This is a genomic window from Thalassotalea montiporae, assembly GCF_053485855.1.
In genome coordinates this window covers 1,375,702-1,393,714 of the sequence record NZ_JBQRUO010000001.1, presented here as the reverse complement: position 1 = coordinate 1,393,714, position 18,013 = coordinate 1,375,702, and the positions used below count along the sequence as shown (strand labels likewise).

The window sequence follows — 18,013 nt, the reverse complement described above, 5'->3', positions numbered from 1 at the left end:
GGTGCTGATCCCTGCAATTGATTTAATTAACGGCGAAGTGGTTCGCCTATACCAAGGTGACTACGAGCAAAAAACCAGTTACCAAACCTCTGCCGCCGAGCGCCAAGCCAGCTATGCTCAAGCGGGTGCGAAAGTAATGCACTTTGTTGATTTAGACGGCGCGAAAGACAGCACTAAACGCCAACTCACCTTACTAAAAACCTTAGTGAATCACCCAAGCATGATTATTCAAGTCGGTGGCGGCGTGCGTTCCAAGCAAGACGTTGAAGATTTATTAGCACTAGGCGCAGATCGCGTGGTGATTGGCAGCCTTGCCATTAAAGAGCCGCAACTAGTGCGCGAATGGCTAATCGAATTTGGCGGCGAGAAAATTGTACTTGCGCTTGATGTAAAAATTGACGAGCAAGGCAACAAAACACTACCAACCCACGGCTGGATTAAAGACAGCGGCGTTAACCTTGAAGAATTGTTAGACGACTACCTAGCCGCAGGCTTGATTCATGTACTTTGTACTGACATCAGCAAAGACGGTACGCTCTCAGGCAGCAATGTTGGCATGTACAGCGAACTTTGCAGCCAATACCCTAGCATTCAATGGCAAGCTTCTGGCGGAATTGGTTCGCTAGCCGATATTGAAGCACTTAAACCCACAGGCGTAAGTGGCGTAATTTTAGGTCGCTCATTACTAGAGGGTAAATTCACCTTAGATGAAGCGTTAGCGTTATGGCCAAACGACTTTAACAGCGCTGAATTTGCCCAAAACAGTGCCTCACAAGACAATGCCTCACAAAGCAATGCCACACAAGGAGCACAATAATGCTAGCAAAACGTATTATTCCATGCCTTGACGTGCGTGATGGCAAAGTAGTGAAAGGGGTAAAATTCCGTAACCACGAAATTATTGGCGATATTGTGCCACTCGCGCAAAAATACGCCGAAGCGGGTGCCGACGAACTGGTGTTTTATGACATTACCGCCAGTTCTGATGGTCGCGTAGTGGATAAAAGCTGGGTGAGCCGTATTGCCGAAGTGATCGACATTCCCTTTTGTGTCGCGGGTGGTATTAAATCAGAGCAAGATGCGCGTGAAATTTTAATGATGGGCGCCGATAAAATCAGCATTAATTCCCCTGCCCTGCAAGACCCAAGTTTAATTGAACGCTTAGCAGACCGTTTCGGCGTGCAATGTGTGGTGGTGGGTATCGACAGCTATTTCGACAAGGAAATGGGCGCTTACCAAGTGTATCAATTTACCGGCGATGAAAGCCGCACGCAAAAAACCAGCTGGCAAACCTTTGATTGGATTGAACGGGTGCAACAATTGGGCGCTGGTGAAATTGTTTTAAACTGCATGAACCAAGACGGCGTGCGCCAAGGTTACGATATTGACCAACTAAGCAAAGCGCGTGCGGTTGCCAATATCCCCTTAATCGCTTCCGGTGGCGCAGGCGAAATCGCCCACTTCACTGAAGTATTTAAACAAGCAGATGTTGATGGCGCACTCGCCGCTAGCGTATTCCACAAAGGCATTATTGATATGGCAGAGCTGAAACAAACACTAAAAGCTGCCGATGTAGAAATAAGGATTTAACCGTGATTGTGACACTCGAAAATTTTAATGAATTGGCTTGGCAGAAAATGGATAACCTACTGCCCGCTATTATTCAAGACAGCGCAACCGGCGCGGTATTAATGCAAGGCTTTATGAACCAAGAAGCGCTTAAAGTGACCTTAGAATCTGGCAATGCCACTTTCTTTAGCCGCTCTAAACAGCGCCTGTGGATGAAAGGTGAAAGCTCTGGCAACGTGCTAACGGTTAAGCAAGTGCTAGCCGATTGTGATCAAGATTCTATTTTAATCGCAGCAGTACCGCATGGCCCAACATGCCACTTGGGGACAACATCTTGTTTTCCTGAAGAAAAGCTCAGCCAGCAAAACTTCCTGTCTTACCTAGAGCGCTTTATTGGTGAACGTAAAAACGACCCCGTAGAAGAAAGCTACACTGCTCGCCTGCTCGCTAGAGGCACAACAAAGGTCGCACAAAAAGTGGGAGAAGAAGGCGTAGAAGTTGCCCTTGCCGCTGTGGCAGAAACCAAAGAAGATTTACTGGGCGAATGCGCCGACCTTTTCTACCACACGCTAGTATTACTAGAAGATAAAGGCGTTGAGCTAAACGAAGTAATGGAAGTGCTTCAGAAACGCCATAGTAAGTAGGTTTTAAACAAGCTATTACTTTTTCTTATCAAGCGTAATACGGTATGTAGAGTTCGTAAGCGTGCATTAGCTAGTAAACTTCTATTTAGGCTCCTTAACAACAAACTGTAGTGGCATATAGAAACCTTATCCCCTTCCAAAATGAGCGCGCACAATAGCGCGCTTTGATCTAACACACACTTTTGCGAGTTAATTAAGCAACTGAATAGCAAAAAAAATTCCTATTCGCTAAAGTACGTATCTTTTAAATAAGTATTAAAAGCTAGATGCAGAAAGCATGCAATGCTTTCAATTATACTGTCAGAACCATACATAAACCGGTATATTTTATGAAACCTAAATCAGACACACTTTTTCACTTCACTAAGAGTTTAGATACATTAAAGTTGATGCTTAAAAATGGCTTCTGGCCTAGGTATTGCCTAGAAGATGTTGATTGGGTAGACATTGATGATGCTAAGTTTGTAGCATTTCCTATGGTTTGCTTTTGTGACATTCCATTATCAAGGGTTGATGAACATGTCGACTTTTATGGCAACTTCGGTATCGGATTAACAAAAGAGTGGGCAATTAGCAACGGATTAACACCTATTCAATACGTTTCTTCTACTAGTGGAATTCCCGAAGCTTACAGACATTTAGTTGAGCTTTTAGATGACGGTACAAGTGATGCAAATATAGAAGGCTGGGTTTCTTTAAGGTATATGTTTGCCCATACAAAACCTTTAAAGGGAAAGATGTTAATGGGTCAAGAATTAGTCGAAAAATCATTTCATCAAGAATCGGAGTGGCGTTACGTTGCTAAGAATGAAAATGTTCGAGACTTTCTCGATAAGAATCATTACGAGTCAGAAGAGTTTGTTACTGATCGAAATGCCGAGACTAAAAAGCATTCCATGCTTAAATTTACACCCAAAGACATTAGGTATGTATTTGTAAAAAATGACAGTGATATTCCAGCAATTATTAACTTTATCCAATCTGAAATGGATGAATACCCGTCAGCTGATGTTAAAGTTTTGCTTTCGAGAGTAACCTCTTTAGAAAGCATTACGCTTGACTTGTAGAGCTAACTAGAGGCTATGGCGTCAATAGCTAACTTTTAGCCGCTGGCGCTTCCCACATAACAACGCCTACGTGCTTCAATTTTCTATCGCCATCATCTTTTTGATACATGCAATAATCGCCACTTTTTAGATTTTCCCGCAGCGAGCAATCGTTGATAGATTGCTTAAAACACCGATTCACTCGGGCAAAGAACTACTTGTCTCTCTTCGCTTTTTATCGTGACAAACCGCGTTTTGGGACGAGTAACCGCCTCATAAATGGCTTCGGCGTCGTTGGCATCATTTTTTCGTTGTGGCGATAAGGAATAACTAACTTTAAGGCCATAATACGTACTTCATGCCTAAGCTTAATAAACTCCCTCGCCCAGCAGTGTGCAACAGAGCAAGCTTCCATCCCAATCAGGCACGGTGGTAACTTAACAATTTGTGCTAACAGCTTGTTTCGGTTAACTGCTTTTAGTAATTGACACTTTTCATGACTATCGACACCGTGGGTACTGAAAACAGATTTGGCTAAATCGATACCAATTGCTTTAATTAGTGACATATGGGCTTTCCTCAATTGAAGCGAATAATCAACTTGACTATGGCACACTAGCTAGAGAAAGATGCCGAGCGAGGAGTCCATATTATTCGTATTGCATTGAAGTCGTTAATATTTCATGCAATTTGCAATATCGAAGACAGGTAAACTTAAAAGAAATTTTCTTCAACGTTAATGGATTAATTCAACGCCCTCTTTCCATTGGCCAGTTAACCTTTCAAGTATTGTTAAAATTTTTAACTTAAGTGTTTTTCCATTTGCTCAGGTGTTGGCGACGAAGTCCGGAGAGCAGGGTTAAACACCTAACAAGCAGTTCAATCGGACTCGTAACGCTTGTCTCGGTTTTTGCAAAAGAAGCAAAAACGCAAGCCAATCATTATAAGCTGATTAACTAAAGCGTTATGCATCAAATCACTAATTGCAGTAAACCTAAACCAAGGAGAAGAAAATGAAAAGTAAGTCAAAAACACTTGCAACTGCATTTATTGTGCTCACACTAAGTGCATGTGCAAATATGTCAGCAGAAAAGGTTGCTCGACTTAGCGTGGCTGTTTCAGAAGCAGATATGATCCCTGTTAAGAATCCGATAGCGGTTCAAACTATAGAGGTCTATGATAAGGCGCAGAAGAAACGAATTGAAGCTGATGTATTAGCACTAGAATCCAAAACAATTCGTAGGCGCTTAACCAGTACAAGAACATTTATCTCTGTTGAGAAGCGTGACTCAAGTGGCGGATTCTCTTATGTTGGAGCTGGAGGAAAAGTTTCAAAAGGTACGTATAGAGTTACTTTTGACTATACAAACTATATGAATCGAGATATCGACATTAATGAGACGACTACTGCAATTGGGAGAGTAGGCGTTGGCTTAAGGGTAACTGCAACCTTAGATACATCCAGCAAAGAAGTAGATGTTAGTGGCCTTCTACCCATCGGGCTAGCTGCAAAGGACAACAAAGTATCAGGCCAAATAGAATATTACGTTTATGGCATGAGCAATGACAAGATATCTGTTGCCGCTCCATCTCCTAAGACTTTAGATCTCAGCTCGATTCAAGAAGCTTTTGAAGCATCTGCTAAAACAAAAGTAATGTTTAATCTTGATGAGACTGTACTAGAGCCATACCTAATAGGCTTGGCTAAGGTTGATTCAAAGGATGCTCAAGAAGTCAGTAAAATAGCAACAGAAAAACTTTCCAAAAAAGCACAGCCATAAATGCATAAAAAGGCAAGCAAGAAGGACGCGCTGAAGCGCGCCTCTTCTTGCTGCATTGGGTGTCTTTCGTATTGCATTGAAGTTGTGAATCTTTCACACAATTTGTAATATCAAATACAGGCATACTTAGAGGGAGTTTTCTTTCGCGTTAATGGATTAATTCAACGCCCTACTTCCCATTAGCTTGTTAACCTTTTAAGTATCGTTACACATTTAAACTTAGGTGTTTTTCTAATTGCTCAGGTCTCACCGAAGCCCCCTAGAGCAAAGCTAAATACCTAACAAGGAAATCACATCATACTAAGGAAACATCATTGAATTATTCAAATTGGTTACAAAAAGTCTTTCCGCAATTGAATGAGACCCCAAAGGAAACGATTGACGCTTATGTTGAAGAAGCGATATCGGGTACTGAGCTTTTTAGAGAGTTTTTAAAAGTCTTAGGTGCGTTATTTTTTATTGTGCCGTTTAATTTATATCTTTATATTTCTGGTATTAAATCTGATAACAGTATTTTGTTCTGGTTCTTAGTACTTTGTTCCTTTGGAGTTGGTAGTTTTGTTGGCCTTTATTGTGAGCAAAAGCTAATAAAAAAACGCCTAAAGAAAATAGTACGCCTAAATCTTAGCTAATCAGCAATTTAACAAGAGCAAATGCCGCTGGCTTTTGCTCTTTCTTCGTTAGTTTAACCAAGTGCTATTGGCAGTTTAACGCGGGGTTATCAATATCAAGAATTAGGTGGCAATGGAAAGCTCTCATCAACAATGTGAACACGAGAAAAATTCGAAAAAATTGGGCTTAATCGCTAAAATCTTTTTTTCATCAATTGCCGTTTTGAGCGCTTTAATTTATCAACAATATCGATTTAGCGTTGACACTATTGAAGTTGAAATCTTCTCAAAAAATATTACATGGACAGAGTTTTGTGGCGAGTACCAATGCATTGAATCTCCGCAGTTCAACATTATTACATTGGAAGAGCACTTTACGACATCAAAAGATATTTACCATCAAATAGAGCCTAACAACACGTATTTTCTCAGCATCAAAGGCTGGACTTTGTTCAAGTCTAAAAGAAAAGTTGTAAAGGTTTACTAGTAAACATAATTTTAGCACTATGTTTGACAGCACTTATAGCAAAATAACAGGAAACAACTATGTCTGGCATCACTGATTTAGACGAGTTATTACGCGCTATGCGCCCCAAACTAGTGGGTTCAGAATTTGTATTCTGCACGGTTTCTGGTGTGCTAGCAGATTATGCTCAGCTAAACCCAGTTGCTACCTTTATTGAATCTGAAGGGTTAACTTTGGTGCTAGAAAAGTCAGCGGCAGAAGCCGCAGGTTTGTCGTTTGATGGCACATATCGCCAAATTACCTTAACGGTTCATTCTAGTTTGGAAGCTGTTGGCCTTACCGCAGCAGTTGCCAGCAAGTTAGCATCAAAGGGCATAAGTGCTAATGTTATCGCCGCTTATTATCACGACCATATTTTTGTGCAAAGCAGTAAGGCGGAAGCAGCAGTTTCAGCGTTAGAAGAATTTAGTGGCCATAGTTGAACTGAATGGGTTGAAACGAATTAGTTGAGTTGAATGAGTTGAACTGGATTAGTTGAGCTAAATTAGCTGAGCTGAATTAGTTAAGCTGAATTAGCTGAGCCATATGGCTGGCTAAGCATTTGGAGTGACACTCTACTCTGAATGATTTGTCTCGCTAATTTTACGTGTGTTTCACGTCACTGGTAGCAATGCCATAGAGACTCAATCCAAATAAAGTCGCATTTAATATGACTAGACCCCACTTCCTAAACCCTAAATACATTCTACTTATTGTTCTAATATCGGTATTTATCGCATTTGCCTTCTTTGCAAACGAAGCGAGAAAAGAAGTTTACTTTTTGTGTGGGAACTTTAAACAAGGCATTTCAATTGAAAGCGTAGAGCGGCAATTGGCCACTATTAGTTTATCGAGTTATCAAGTTGAACTTGGCGATCAAGGTAAACGTATTGTGCACAGTAGCTGGCTCAATTTTAATAGCATTGGCTGCACGATTGAGTTTGACGAACAAGATAGAGCCACAACGGTAACCTACATCTCGTTTACGCGCTAAAAGGCATATGCGCTGGCTGATACTGACTCTGAACAGCTAATGATCTGGCTAACGCTTGCTCTGAATAACGCCTAGCCTGACTAACAAAACAAGGGCTAGCCAAGTAAAAACTCAATGCTAACGTTAAATTGAATACTTTATTCATTTTGTAATCAATTTGTTACCAATTTGTTTTGATTTGATCGTTGCAAACGCCTAATACAGTTGTATAATTCTTGACCTTGAATTATGGGCGGCAATATGACGTCTGCCGCGTTGTAAACGCTAAGGAATAGCTATGTTTAGATATTGGTCATTAAAAAAGTACGGCACTAAGTTGCAGCCAACACTTGAAAAACGCTACGGTAAACAAGAGTTCTACTCAGCCCACCAAATACGTGCAACCGTCTATCAAAAAGATTTTAACCCTAAGTTCCTTCCGCTCGGGTATTTGCTTTTTCTAGAGCCCAGTGAGCTTGATAACGTGTTAGCAAGAGAGTTTCCTGAGATGAACATTGAGGAATACAAACAGGAAATTATTAGTTATTTAGCTAACAAAAGTTATGAAGGACACCTGCAAGTATTAAAACAAGCCAGCTAGTTGTTAAGACAAGCAAAACTGTGATTCAATATCGCCATTCTTTGGCGATATTGAATTATGATGAACTGGCAAATTAAGTCTTTTGAGCAGCTTACCACCAACGAGCTGTACGACTTTCTCAAACTTAGAATAGATGTGTTTGTTGTTGAACAAACCTGCTACTACCCTGACCTAGACGACCTAGATCGTCACCCTCAAACCTTGCATGTATTTCAGTACAATGGCGATAACATTGTGGCCTACTTACGTATTCTTCCTAAAGGAACCACTTATCAAAAATACAACAGCATTGGCCGCGTGATTATTGCTGATAGCGCCCGTGGCACAGGCTTAGGTCATGAGCTATTAACAACAGGCATCGCCACTTGCCAAGCGCACTTTAATGAAAAGGTGATTAAAATTTCAGCGCAAGAGCATTTGGCAAAATTTTATGGCCGACATGGCTTTAAACAAGTGACCGAAATGTACCTAGAAGATGATATTCCACATATCGGTATGCTGTTAAGTGATAACTAGATACTAATTAGATATTAGCCATGAAAAAACGCGCATAAAGCGCGTTTTTTAACATTTATTGCTTGATATTGACTATATGATATTCACTGCTTGATACTTTTCTGTATAACTAATTGTTATCGCTATGCCCTATTTACTGACGATAACCAAGGAGTTGCAGAAGGCAATTGGCGGTAATAGTCAATAGACTATTAGTTACAAGCCTGTGCCTCAAACGCTTATACGTAAGTCATCACCAAGAAAGTAACTGGCATTACAAGCAAGACAATAAAAGTTGCCAAGGTACCGATTTGGCGCGCTAGAGAAACCCCTAAAGTTTTAGTTAAGCCCATGGCATGAAGTACACGTCCTAGCAAAATGGTTAAGCCAAAAATGTGTAGCCACATTTCAGCCAAGCCAGCCAATTCCAGTACGGCTAACATAATTAATGCCAACGGCACATATTCAGTAAAATTAGCTTGAATACGAATGGCTTTTTCTAATGCTCTTACCCCATCACTGCCAATGCTCACTTTATGCTTTAAGCGCAATCGGCTGACATTGAATGACAAGGCAATAAATAATATTGCTAGCAAGCTGGTGTACAAACCCGTAATTGCTAACTCTGCTGAGATACTCATAGTGAAATCCTTATTGTTGTTATGTTTTTTTATTTAATATTAAAAGCTTATTGAAATTACTACAGTAAAAGCAAGCTAAATCATACGAATCGAGCGAACTATAGTCGAGACTAGGAGCCAAGCTCAGCGGATAAAAAAATAGGAGCAGTTATGCTCCTATTAAATTCAACTAGTCAATTACCCTGCTGCTATACCGAGAACGGGTATGCAATAGCGTCGTGATGCTCATAACCTTCTACTGAGAAGTCATCTAGCGTCACCCAAGTTTCAATATCTTCTAGGGTTTTAATATCCGGATTAATATTGAGTTTTGGTGCTGCAAACGGCTCACGCTTAAGCTGCACATTCTTCATTAGGTCTAACTGGTCTTCGTAAATATGTGCGTTAACGATTTTATGATACGCCATACCAGCTTTGTGACCAGTAATTTGCGACACTAACGCCAACAACACATACACTTGAATTTGATTAAAGTTGAGCCCTAGCGGCACGTCGCACGAACGCTGATAACTTGTGAGGTAAAGCGTATCACCTAACAAAGAAAAGTTGTGTGTGTGCATACATGGGCGTAAACAACCCATATGGAATTCACCAGGGTTGTAGAAAGATAAAATTTCACCGCGATCGTCAATACCGTTTTTCAGGTCATTAACCAGTTTCGCTAGTTGATCAACCACGCCGCCATCTGGCTTTGCCCAGCCGCGACCTTGCACGCCATAAACACGCCCCATATCATCGTCGCCTTTGCGATGAGGGTTGTTCAACCAAGCGTCGTTATCATTGGCGTTGGCATTCCACGTATTACAACCAATGGCACGAAAATCGGCAGCATTGTCATAACCGCGCAAATAACCAAGCAGTTCTGCAATCGCGGCTTTCCAAAAGCTCTTGCGAGTGGTGATTAACGGAAACTCGTTGTTGCCAACATTATATTTAAGTTCAGCATCAATAACGGTTAGGCAACGTTTGCCTGTGCGTTTGTTATCAACCCAAACACCTTCATCAACAATGCGCTGGCATAAATCTAAATACTGTCTCATTTGCTTACTCCAGCAATCGCCGCTTTTGCTTGCATATTACGACCAATCAAAATAATGGCAACGCCTGTTAGGATCATCGGGAAACTCAAAATTTGGCCTTGGGTAACGTTGGCAAAAATAAAGCCTAAGTGTGCATCCGGTTCGCGGAAAAACTCGATAAAGGTTCTAAATACGCCGTAACCAATTAAGAAAGCCCCTGACGCTAAACCAAGCGTTCGGGGTTTGCGCACAATCCAGTAAAGAATGGTAAATAACACCACGCCTTCAAGTGCAAACTCATATAACTGCGAAGGATGGCGCGGCACTGCTAGCGGATCATTTGGGAAGACAACGCCCCACGGCATATCGGTTTGGCGCCCCCAAAGTTCAGCGTTAATAAAGTTACCAATACGCCCCATACCTAAACCAATTGGCACAAGCGGCGCAACAAAATCGCCAACTGCTAAGAAGCGTTTATTGGTTTTGCGGGCAAATAAGAAAATTGCGGTAATTACGCCTAGCAAGCCGCCGTGGAACGACATGCCCCCTTCCCAAATTTTAAAGAGGTACATCGGCTCAACCAGCAAATATTCAAACTGGTAGAAAAATACATACCCTAAACGACCACCTAAAATCACCCCAAGGAAACCATAAAAAAGTAAATCGCTTACTTGGTCACGTGTCCATTCGCCTTTGCTGTTATCAGCAGCGCGATTAGCGATAAACATAGCGGCAATAAAGCCAATTAAATACATCAACCCATACCAGCGGATTGCTACCGGGCCAACACTAAAAATTACCGGGTCTATAGCCGGAAATTGAATAAATTCAGAGGACATGAAAATTCTTATAATTCCACCAACTTTGCATTGGCGATAGGTTGTTAAAATTTGATTAGATTATGCCTAGTTCCACGGGCAAATTCTAGCACTGCTCTGTGCTTGCTATCGGTTATTTGTAACATTATTACTTAGCAAGGTTTCAACGACAGCTAAAATGCCATTCTTATCGCCACGAGAATTAAAAATACCGCGAACCCTTTTTTTAAGGTTCGCACGGGTAATTTCGCTGAAAGTTTTACGCCATAACGCGCGAATAAAGATGACGTTAAACTGATTCCCACCAGTGCGGGCAAATATATATAGCCTAAGCTCCAACTCGGTAAGTTAGTTTGTTCAAGCCCTGTCACGATATAGCCAAGTGAGCCAAACAGCGCGACCACTAAACCACAGGCAGTCGCAACGCCAATGCTTTGCCGCATTTGCACGCCAAAATAACTCAGTAATGGAATTAAAATTGCCCCCCCTGCAATCCCCATCAAACTTGCCATAATGCCAGTAATTAAGCCTGAAACTTGAAACACAAACGCGCTTGGCATCGCTCTAGAGGTAGGTCGTTTAATGGAAACCAGCATGTAAACCGCTAACAAGCTAACCGCAGTGGCAAAAATGTAGGTTAATGTTTGGCCTGACAAGGTATCAGCGATAAAAGCGCCAAGTAAGGCGCCAACAGCGACCACGAGCATGATTTGCCGCGCCAATTCCCAAGGAATATTGCGATTTTTATGATGTGCACGAACCGCAGAGATAGAAGTTAATACGATGGTTGCCAGCGATGTTGCCAGCGCAATTGGCATAACAACCGATGAGTCAACGCCAGCAATGGGCAGTAAATAGACGAGTGCTGGCACAATCACTAAGCCACCACCTATGCCAAGTAAACCCGCTAGCAGGCCAACGAGGGCACCTAATACCAAACAAGAAATAAAAAACGTGGTTAGCATCTCAGCTCTTTAGTTTGTGTGATTGCTACGTTATGCCAGTTATCATATGCAACATGCAATAACGCAACGAAAGCTACATACCCGCTCTAACAAACCCGCCTAGGCCAAGTGACTCCAATTGTTCGCTCAGGTAATTGTGAACTTGTTGAGCATTACTGAGGGTTAATGCGTGTGACAACATGACTTTGGCGCGTTGCAATTCAACGTGGCGGATCACCCATTTAACGCGGCTAATGTTGTACGAATTCATGCTTAATTTATCGTACCCCATCGCTAATAATAGCAGAGCTCCTGCAGGCTCACTGGCTAATTCACCACATAAACTTAACGGCACCAGATACTTATTTGATTCTTGCGCAATAAAGTTGAGCGCTCGAAGCACCGCTGGATGATAGAAATCATAAATATTGGCAACCCGCGAATTGTTGCGATCTACGGCCAACAAATATTGGGTTAAGTCGTTACTGCCAACCGAGAAAAAATCTACGCGCTGGGCTAACTCTTTTAACTGATAAAGTACCCCCGGCACTTCCAGCATAATACCGACACTCGGTTTAGTCAGCTTTTGATCATATTCAGTACACAACTCGTGATACGCCTGATTAATTAAGCGCACAGCATCATCAACTTCGCCAACGCTGGAGATCATCGGCAGCATGATTTCTAAATTATTGCAGCCAATGTTGGCGCGTATCATGGCGCGTACTTGCAGTAAAAATATTTCTGGGTGATCGAGCGTAATGCGTATGCCGCGCCAGCCCAAAAATGGATTGTCTTCTTGAATGGGGAAATAAGGCAATGCTTTATCGCCGCCCACATCTAAGGTACGCATGGTCACGTTATGGCTTGGGAAGGCTTTTAAAACTTCTTGGTACCACACCGTTTGTTCATGCTCAGACGGGAAACAACTGCGATTCATAAAAGGGATTTCAGTGCGATAAAGCCCAATACCTAGCGCTCCGACCTTTTGCGAATGCTCAAAGCCAGCACTCAAACCGGCATTAAGTACCAGTTCAATTCCCCGACCATCTGGTGTTACCGCTGGTAAACCTATTACCGCCTTTACTTTCTCGGTTAATGCCGTTTCTTCTTCAATCAGGTGACGATATTCTTGAACTAACGTGGCATCGGGCGAGATAAATAAATCGCCGCTGTAACCATCCAATATCGCTTGTTGATGATCAAGATGGCTAAGCGACAATGAGCTAATACCCATTATCGCAGGCAGCCCCATGGCACGCGCTAGAATCGCTGCGTGTGAATTGTTAGATCCTGTTACCGAAACAATCCCTTGCAGACCGCGTTGCTGGTATTCAGCGATCATAGAGGCGGTTACATCGTCGGCGACTAAAATAAACTGCTCAGGTAATTTTTCATTTTCCAACGATAGCTGCTGTAAGTTAAACAGCACACGGTTACCTAAGTCGCGAATATCGCTCGCACGTTCGCGCAGATAGGCTTCTTCAAGCGCTTCAAACTGTAAGGCATAGTGATCAATTACCAGCTTTAACGCACTTTCAGCACACCAACCTGTTTTTATCTTGGCCTCAACCTCTTTGCCAATACTGGCGTTGTCGAGCATTTGCTTGTACATCTCGAAAATATCAAGCGTGTCTTGCGCGACGATGTGGTTGAGTTTCAAGCTCATAGCTTCAAAATCAACGCGCGTTTTTAGCACCGCTTTGTGATAACGCTCAATTTGCTCGGCACTGGCATACACTTTTTGCAGCGATAGTTTTTTTAAATCAGCTCTGGGCTGCACCACTCGCATTGGCGCCATGGCAACACCGGCAGAGCCCGCAATACCCGACAACTGTTGAAACGGCTGCAAGCCTGTTTGTGCCGCTTTGCCATGCTTTTCAGCATCCGCTAACACCGTCGCTAACTGCGCCGAGAGCGTAACTAGAAAGGCTTCTTCATTCTCGTTAAAGCTACGTGATTGCTTTTGTTGAATTGACAAAATGCCAATAACTTTACGCTGATGAATAATCGGTGTGCCCAGAAACGCCCGTAAGTCGTCTTCTTGAACTTCTGGTGCTTGCTTAAAATGAGGGTGCGCATGAGCATTGGCGATATTGAGCGGCTCTTCACGTTGACCAACTAAGCCGACAAGGCCCTCAGTGAAACCGATACGAGTGTAACCCAATGAGCCTTTAGCAAGGCCATCTGAGGCCATTAATAAGAAATGCTGATGCTGATAGTCAGCTAAGTAGATAGAGCAACAGTCGGTATTCATCGCCTGTTTTACTTGCGTCACAAGCTGTTGCAGCGCGATTTCCAACTCCGGTTCGCGGCCAAACTCCAACACAATGCGGCGTAACGTGGTTAACATGCAATTCCTTTTCTAAGCGCTTACTGCGCAATTTGCTCAGATATATTTGCTCTAATGTTTCTCTATAATGAAGTCGTGGTGATGGCTCCACATTGCTGCAGAATCTTAAGCAGAAGATACGGCAGAAGATAATAAAATCGCCCGCGATAAGCAGGCGATTAACACATAATAATAATCTTTTACGACAATCAGCTACGACGTTTTCTACGGTCATGACGATGAAAAGGCATTGCGCTTGAGGCAAATTCTTTCATCACTTTGCGATAAACATCCTTCTTAAAAGATACTACCTGTCTGACAGGATACCAGTAGCTTACCCAACGCCAATCATCGAACTCGGGGTGTGATGAGTGCATTAAATTCACAGCAGAATCATCTGCTACGAGTTTTAGCAAAAACCATTTCTGTTTTTGGCCAATACATACGGGTTTACTATCGTGTCTGATAAATCTCTTTGGTAATTTGTACCTTAGCCAATGCTTGCTTGTTGCAACAATTTTAACGTGTTCTGGCTTTAAGCCCACTTCTTCGTATAGTTCGCGATAAAGTGTTTTTTCAGCAGACTCGCCCTCATCAATTCCACCTTGTGGAAATTGCCATGAATGTTGCCCAAAACGCCTTGCCCAAAATACCTGTCCCCTGTCATTGATTATTACTATGCCGACATTGGCTCGATAGCCTTCGGCATCTATCACAGGAACTCCCAGCAACAAATTCGTTATGCTTTGATTCTTCCACAAAGTCATGGCCTGAGCAAATTATTTGCCAGATTATTTTTTGCCGCTGAATAATCAGGTTAGAATGTCGGCAAACTTAACCTCGTTGTTGTACCTTACGTCACTAAATGATTACCCCAAAAGAAAATATTCCCGATTCTGAGCACACATTAATAACCAAAGCACAAAGCCTTGCGGGCTTTACCCTAGGTGAAATTGCAGCACAAGCTGGCATTGAAGTACCTGCTAATTTGCGCCGCGATAAAGGTTGGCCGGGGCTGTTACTGGAATATACTTTGGGTGCTACCGCTGGTTCAAAACCAGAGCCTGATTTTCCAGAACTTGGCATTGAACTCAAAACGATTCCCATTAATCGCCAAGGCAAACCACTAGAAACCACCTTTGTAAGCGTCGCCCCGCTCACCGGCTTAGTGGGTGCGAATTGGCAAAATAGCCATGTAAAAAATAAATTAAAGCGCGTACTTTGGGTGCCAATTGTGGCTGAACGTGAAATGCCAGTCCCTGGTCGCATTGTTGGCATGCCTTTTTTATGGTCGCCATCACCAGAAGAAGAAGCGTTACTCGCTAACGACTGGCAAGAACTAATCGACATGATAGTACTCGGTGAAGTAGAAAATATTAGCGGCAAACACGGACAAGTGATGCAGCTAAGGCCAAAAGCCGCTAACAGCAAAGCCAAAACTGATGCCTTTGATAAACATGGCCGCCGCTTTAAAACACTACCGCGAGGCTTTTATCTTAAAATACCCTTTACCCACGGCTTAATTAAAAAGTACTTAAGGGTTGGCTAGCTTTAATAGTCAACGGTTTATGGCTGAAAATACCGTTTACTGTGGGCGAGCGCATGTTTATGTATAGTTGCAACCATAAGGTATCCCCAATATGATGAGGTCTAGTTTTAAACAGCGGTAAGTGCGGGTGCGTTAGATGAGGTTAACAAAGCGATTTGATCGACATGTAACCTTAATATTTATCACCACCGTTATCGTGCTGATAATTACCTCGTATTTCACCTTTAATAAAGTGATTCGTGATCACTTTAATCATCAGCAACAAGCGGTAGTGCCGCTATTGTCACTTGCAACCAATGAAATTATTCGCCCACTGACGATTTCCCACCATATCGCCAAAAATCACTTTATTAATCAAGTGGCTCAGGCAGACACGGTTAATATCGAACAACTTGGCTCTTACCTTAAGGGTATTAGCGATGCCTACGGATTGTTGGCATTTGTTGCTTTTGAAAAGCATAACTTCATGCTTGACTCAGACTACAAGCAATCGCCACTGACCAGCGATCGTGCCGAGTGGTTTCACCGTTTGAAAGACTCAGAGCAAGAGCAAATTGCCGATATCGGCAATGTAGAAAACCCACACCTTTATTTTGATGTAAAACTGCGCGATGCACAGGGCACATTTCTAGGCTTTGCCGGTGTCGGGGTCGATCTTGACCACTTCTCTGCGAGTTTTGGCACTTTTCGCGATAAATTTGGCTACGAATTATATGTTGCTGATCAGCAGCATAATATCACCATCACCTCATCATCACTGATGAAAACCGAAAGCCACCACCGCAAAGACGAAATTGTAAATTTAACCAGTTTGCCTTGGTTCGACTCTTTTGCTGCACAAGAAAAACAAGGGCGTTCAAGCGATATGGTTGAGGTCAATGGCAGTCAATACGTGATCAGTAAAATTGCGATTCCTGAACTTAAATGGCACCTTTATCTTGTCGCTCCTCCGCCTTATAAACAAAGTACTTACTGGCAGCAACTCGTTAGTACGGTTTTTGTCTTTCTGCTGGTGGTATTGGCGTTGTATTTTGCCTTTGAATATAAAAATACGGCGTTTAAGCATGATTTAGTCAAAGACTCTGAAACTGACTTTCTAACTAAACTCCCCAATCGCAGCTTTATTAACTGGAAAGCAGAAGATATTCGCAGTAAACATCGTTTTTTGTCTGTGGTAATTGCTGATATTGATAAGTTTAAAAGTATTAACGATCAGCACGGGCATTTGGCTGGCGATGAGGTGTTAAAGGTCATCGCCACTGAGCTGTCGAACTCACTGCGACAATTTGATGTCGTGGCTCGTTGGGGCGGTGAAGAATTTATTATTATGCTACCCGATACAGGGCGTAAGCAGGCATTTGAAATTGCCGAACGCGCTCGCCAAACCATAGCGAGCCGACAAATAAGGCTAGAAAAGCAATCGCCCATGGTTAACGTAACATTGAGCTTTGGCTTAGCAGAAGGTGATTTAAACGTAGAATCGCTAAATGATATTGTTAAACGCGCTGATCGCGCCCTTTATCAAGCCAAAGAAAATGGTCGAAACTGTGTTGTTATTGGCTAGCTGCTGCTAAATCAAGGCTTACGATAACTTGGTTACACTAATCACTTGACCAAATGTCACCGATTTTCCCGATGCAACGGTAACCGGCTGAGTATTCGCCGCTTCAAGGCAAACATACTCTTTTTCGCCACCTGCATGAACATCTGCCATACCTGCCGCCGTTTTCTGCCCAGGGTTCCATAGTACCCAATTGTTCACCTGATTAGGCATTAGATTAATTACTCGCTGCTTGCCAGCGTCGATAATCTTCATTGGCTGTTCAGAATAGTAAATGCGATCCAGCGGCCCTACTGCGTTTTCTAGCGAGACTTGCTGGCCTTTTTGTTCGCTAAGTTTGCAATCAAAAGGCACATTATCAAGGTTTGGAATAGTCACTTGAGCAGGGTGACTAACAGCAAAGTAGCTATGTAATGCGCCGGTAAATTCAATCGTATCTGGCGAATGGTTTTCAATGGTTAGTTGCTGCGTAAACGTTTCACCCAAGAAAAGTTTTTGCACCACTTTGGTTTTAAAAGGCCATTGTGGGTGCTGGTTTTCCCCTTGCCATACCATTTCAAGCTTTACACCTGCTTCAGTAATTTCTGAACTGCTTAGTTGCCAGACCACATTACGAGCAAAGCCATGATTTCCAGCCCCCTCAACGTTAGGGTGTGCACCAAACCAAGGCCAACACAGCGGAATGCCACCGCGAATCGCCTTGCCTTGTGAATAATCAGACGAATTCGATAGCCAAAAGACTTCTTCTTGCCCACTTGGCTGCCAAGCAAGTACTTGGCCGCCATACAAGCTAACGCGGGCACGACAAGATTGATGTTCAATCACTAACTGCGCTAGCGACTCCCCTAGCTTTTCTTGCTTGATACGGCCAAAGTTGTTCTCACCAATCAATGTCATATTAGCTCCGCGGTCTGTTTACAAATA

At 42.7% G+C, this 18,013-nt stretch carries 20 protein-coding genes and 1 pseudogene; 13 read left to right on the top strand and 8 right to left on the bottom strand.

What is annotated here, in order from left to right; translation table 11 throughout:
• The first annotated feature begins 1 nt into the window (after nucleotide 1).
• The 4 genes from hisA to ACSLUR_RS06010 all read left to right on the top strand — a co-directional run bounded on the left by hisA (nucleotide 2) and on the right by ACSLUR_RS06010 (nucleotide 3,280).
• Complete coding sequence (gene hisA, locus ACSLUR_RS06025; RefSeq protein ID WP_448552711.1) at nucleotides 2-817, top strand: 1-(5-phosphoribosyl)-5-[(5-phosphoribosylamino)methylideneamino]imidazole-4-carboxamide isomerase; 816 nt, start codon at nucleotides 2-4, stop codon at nucleotides 815-817.
• Nucleotides 817-1,590, top strand: coding sequence for an imidazole glycerol phosphate synthase subunit HisF (gene hisF / locus ACSLUR_RS06020; protein ID WP_448552709.1), 774 nt, complete (start codon nucleotides 817-819; stop codon nucleotides 1,588-1,590). The genes hisA and hisF overlap by 1 nt, the downstream gene beginning before the upstream one ends.
• Before the next feature lie 2 nt (nucleotides 1,591-1,592).
• Nucleotides 1,593-2,213: a bifunctional phosphoribosyl-AMP cyclohydrolase/phosphoribosyl-ATP diphosphatase HisIE gene (hisIE, locus tag ACSLUR_RS06015; RefSeq protein ID WP_448552707.1), complete on the top strand. Its 621-nt coding sequence runs from the start codon at nucleotides 1,593-1,595 to the stop codon at nucleotides 2,211-2,213.
• A gap of 329 nt (nucleotides 2,214-2,542) precedes the next feature.
• Entirely contained in the window at nucleotides 2,543-3,280 is a 738-nt protein-coding gene (locus ACSLUR_RS06010; RefSeq protein WP_448552705.1) for an abortive infection system antitoxin AbiGi family protein, read from the top strand.
• Nucleotides 3,281-3,465: 185 nt separating this feature from the next.
• Here ACSLUR_RS06010 and ACSLUR_RS06005 read toward each other — a convergent pair.
• A pseudogene (locus ACSLUR_RS06005) lies at nucleotides 3,466-3,827 on the bottom strand (IS110 family transposase); the annotation flags it as partial.
• 445 nt (nucleotides 3,828-4,272) lie between these two features.
• On the opposite strand from ACSLUR_RS06005, the gene ACSLUR_RS06000 reads away from it, so the two are divergent.
• The 7 genes from ACSLUR_RS06000 to ACSLUR_RS05970 all read left to right on the top strand — a co-directional run bounded on the left by ACSLUR_RS06000 (nucleotide 4,273) and on the right by ACSLUR_RS05970 (nucleotide 8,246).
• Nucleotides 4,273-5,040 carry a hypothetical protein gene (locus ACSLUR_RS06000; protein ID WP_448552703.1) on the top strand — a complete coding sequence of 256 codons (768 nt, stop codon included), beginning with the start codon at nucleotides 4,273-4,275 and terminating at the stop codon, nucleotides 5,038-5,040.
• A 314-nt stretch (nucleotides 5,041-5,354) separates the two neighbouring features.
• The gene (locus ACSLUR_RS05995; RefSeq protein ID WP_448552701.1) at nucleotides 5,355-5,672 is read left to right on the top strand and encodes a hypothetical protein; all 318 of its coding nucleotides are present in this window, start codon (nucleotides 5,355-5,357) and stop codon (nucleotides 5,670-5,672) included.
• A 112-nt stretch (nucleotides 5,673-5,784) separates the two neighbouring features.
• The gene (locus ACSLUR_RS05990) at nucleotides 5,785-6,138 is read left to right on the top strand and encodes a hypothetical protein (protein ID WP_448552699.1); all 354 of its coding nucleotides are present in this window, start codon (nucleotides 5,785-5,787) and stop codon (nucleotides 6,136-6,138) included.
• A gap of 59 nt (nucleotides 6,139-6,197) precedes the next feature.
• A complete protein-coding gene (locus ACSLUR_RS05985) occupies nucleotides 6,198-6,599 on the top strand; it encodes an ACT domain-containing protein (RefSeq protein WP_448552697.1) in 402 nt (133 codons plus the stop codon).
• Nucleotides 6,600-6,826: 227 nt separating this feature from the next.
• Complete coding sequence (locus ACSLUR_RS05980) at nucleotides 6,827-7,150, top strand: hypothetical protein (RefSeq protein WP_448552695.1); 324 nt, start codon at nucleotides 6,827-6,829, stop codon at nucleotides 7,148-7,150.
• Nucleotides 7,151-7,427: 277 nt separating this feature from the next.
• A complete protein-coding gene (locus ACSLUR_RS05975) occupies nucleotides 7,428-7,730 on the top strand; it encodes a DUF6559 family protein (protein WP_448552693.1) in 303 nt (100 codons plus the stop codon).
• 57 nt (nucleotides 7,731-7,787) lie between these two features.
• A complete protein-coding gene (locus tag ACSLUR_RS05970) occupies nucleotides 7,788-8,246 on the top strand; it encodes a GNAT family N-acetyltransferase (RefSeq protein ID WP_448552691.1) in 459 nt (152 codons plus the stop codon).
• A gap of 218 nt (nucleotides 8,247-8,464) precedes the next feature.
• Here ACSLUR_RS05970 and ACSLUR_RS05965 read toward each other — a convergent pair whose 3' ends face one another.
• From ACSLUR_RS05965 to rppH, 6 genes are all read right to left on the bottom strand, one after another.
• Nucleotides 8,465-8,866 carry an MAPEG family protein gene (locus tag ACSLUR_RS05965; RefSeq protein ID WP_448552689.1) on the bottom strand — a complete coding sequence of 134 codons (402 nt, stop codon included), beginning with the start codon at nucleotides 8,864-8,866 and terminating at the stop codon, nucleotides 8,465-8,467.
• 188 nt (nucleotides 8,867-9,054) lie between these two features.
• A complete protein-coding gene (locus ACSLUR_RS05960; RefSeq protein ID WP_448552687.1) occupies nucleotides 9,055-9,906 on the bottom strand; it encodes a thymidylate synthase in 852 nt (283 codons plus the stop codon).
• The gene (gene lgt / locus ACSLUR_RS05955; protein ID WP_448552685.1) at nucleotides 9,903-10,724 is read right to left on the bottom strand and encodes a prolipoprotein diacylglyceryl transferase; all 822 of its coding nucleotides are present in this window, start codon (nucleotides 10,722-10,724) and stop codon (nucleotides 9,903-9,905) included. The genes ACSLUR_RS05960 and lgt overlap by 4 nt, the downstream gene beginning before the upstream one ends.
• Before the next feature lie 152 nt (nucleotides 10,725-10,876).
• On the bottom strand, nucleotides 10,877-11,668 hold the full coding sequence (locus ACSLUR_RS05950; protein WP_115999841.1) for a sulfite exporter TauE/SafE family protein: 792 nt from the start codon (nucleotides 11,666-11,668) through the stop codon (nucleotides 10,877-10,879).
• Nucleotides 11,669-11,741: 73 nt separating this feature from the next.
• Nucleotides 11,742-14,000 carry a phosphoenolpyruvate--protein phosphotransferase gene (gene ptsP, locus ACSLUR_RS05945; RefSeq protein ID WP_448552682.1) on the bottom strand — a complete coding sequence of 753 codons (2,259 nt, stop codon included), beginning with the start codon at nucleotides 13,998-14,000 and terminating at the stop codon, nucleotides 11,742-11,744.
• A gap of 188 nt (nucleotides 14,001-14,188) precedes the next feature.
• Nucleotides 14,189-14,695: an RNA pyrophosphohydrolase gene (rppH, locus tag ACSLUR_RS05940; protein WP_116002335.1), complete on the bottom strand. Its 507-nt coding sequence runs from the start codon at nucleotides 14,693-14,695 to the stop codon at nucleotides 14,189-14,191.
• Nucleotides 14,696-14,844: 149 nt separating this feature from the next.
• On the opposite strand from rppH, the gene mutH reads away from it, so the two are divergent.
• Nucleotides 14,845-15,528 (top strand): DNA mismatch repair endonuclease MutH, encoded by a 684-nt coding sequence (mutH, locus tag ACSLUR_RS05935; protein ID WP_448552680.1) that lies wholly within the window; start codon nucleotides 14,845-14,847, stop codon nucleotides 15,526-15,528.
• A 136-nt stretch (nucleotides 15,529-15,664) separates the two neighbouring features.
• On the top strand, nucleotides 15,665-17,092 hold the full coding sequence (locus ACSLUR_RS05930; protein ID WP_448552677.1) for a sensor domain-containing diguanylate cyclase: 1,428 nt from the start codon (nucleotides 15,665-15,667) through the stop codon (nucleotides 17,090-17,092).
• Between the two features lie 18 nt (nucleotides 17,093-17,110).
• Here ACSLUR_RS05930 and ACSLUR_RS05925 read toward each other — a convergent pair whose 3' ends face one another.
• A complete protein-coding gene (locus ACSLUR_RS05925; protein WP_448552675.1) occupies nucleotides 17,111-17,986 on the bottom strand; it encodes a D-hexose-6-phosphate mutarotase in 876 nt (291 codons plus the stop codon).
• Nucleotides 17,987-18,013 lie beyond the last annotated feature (27 nt).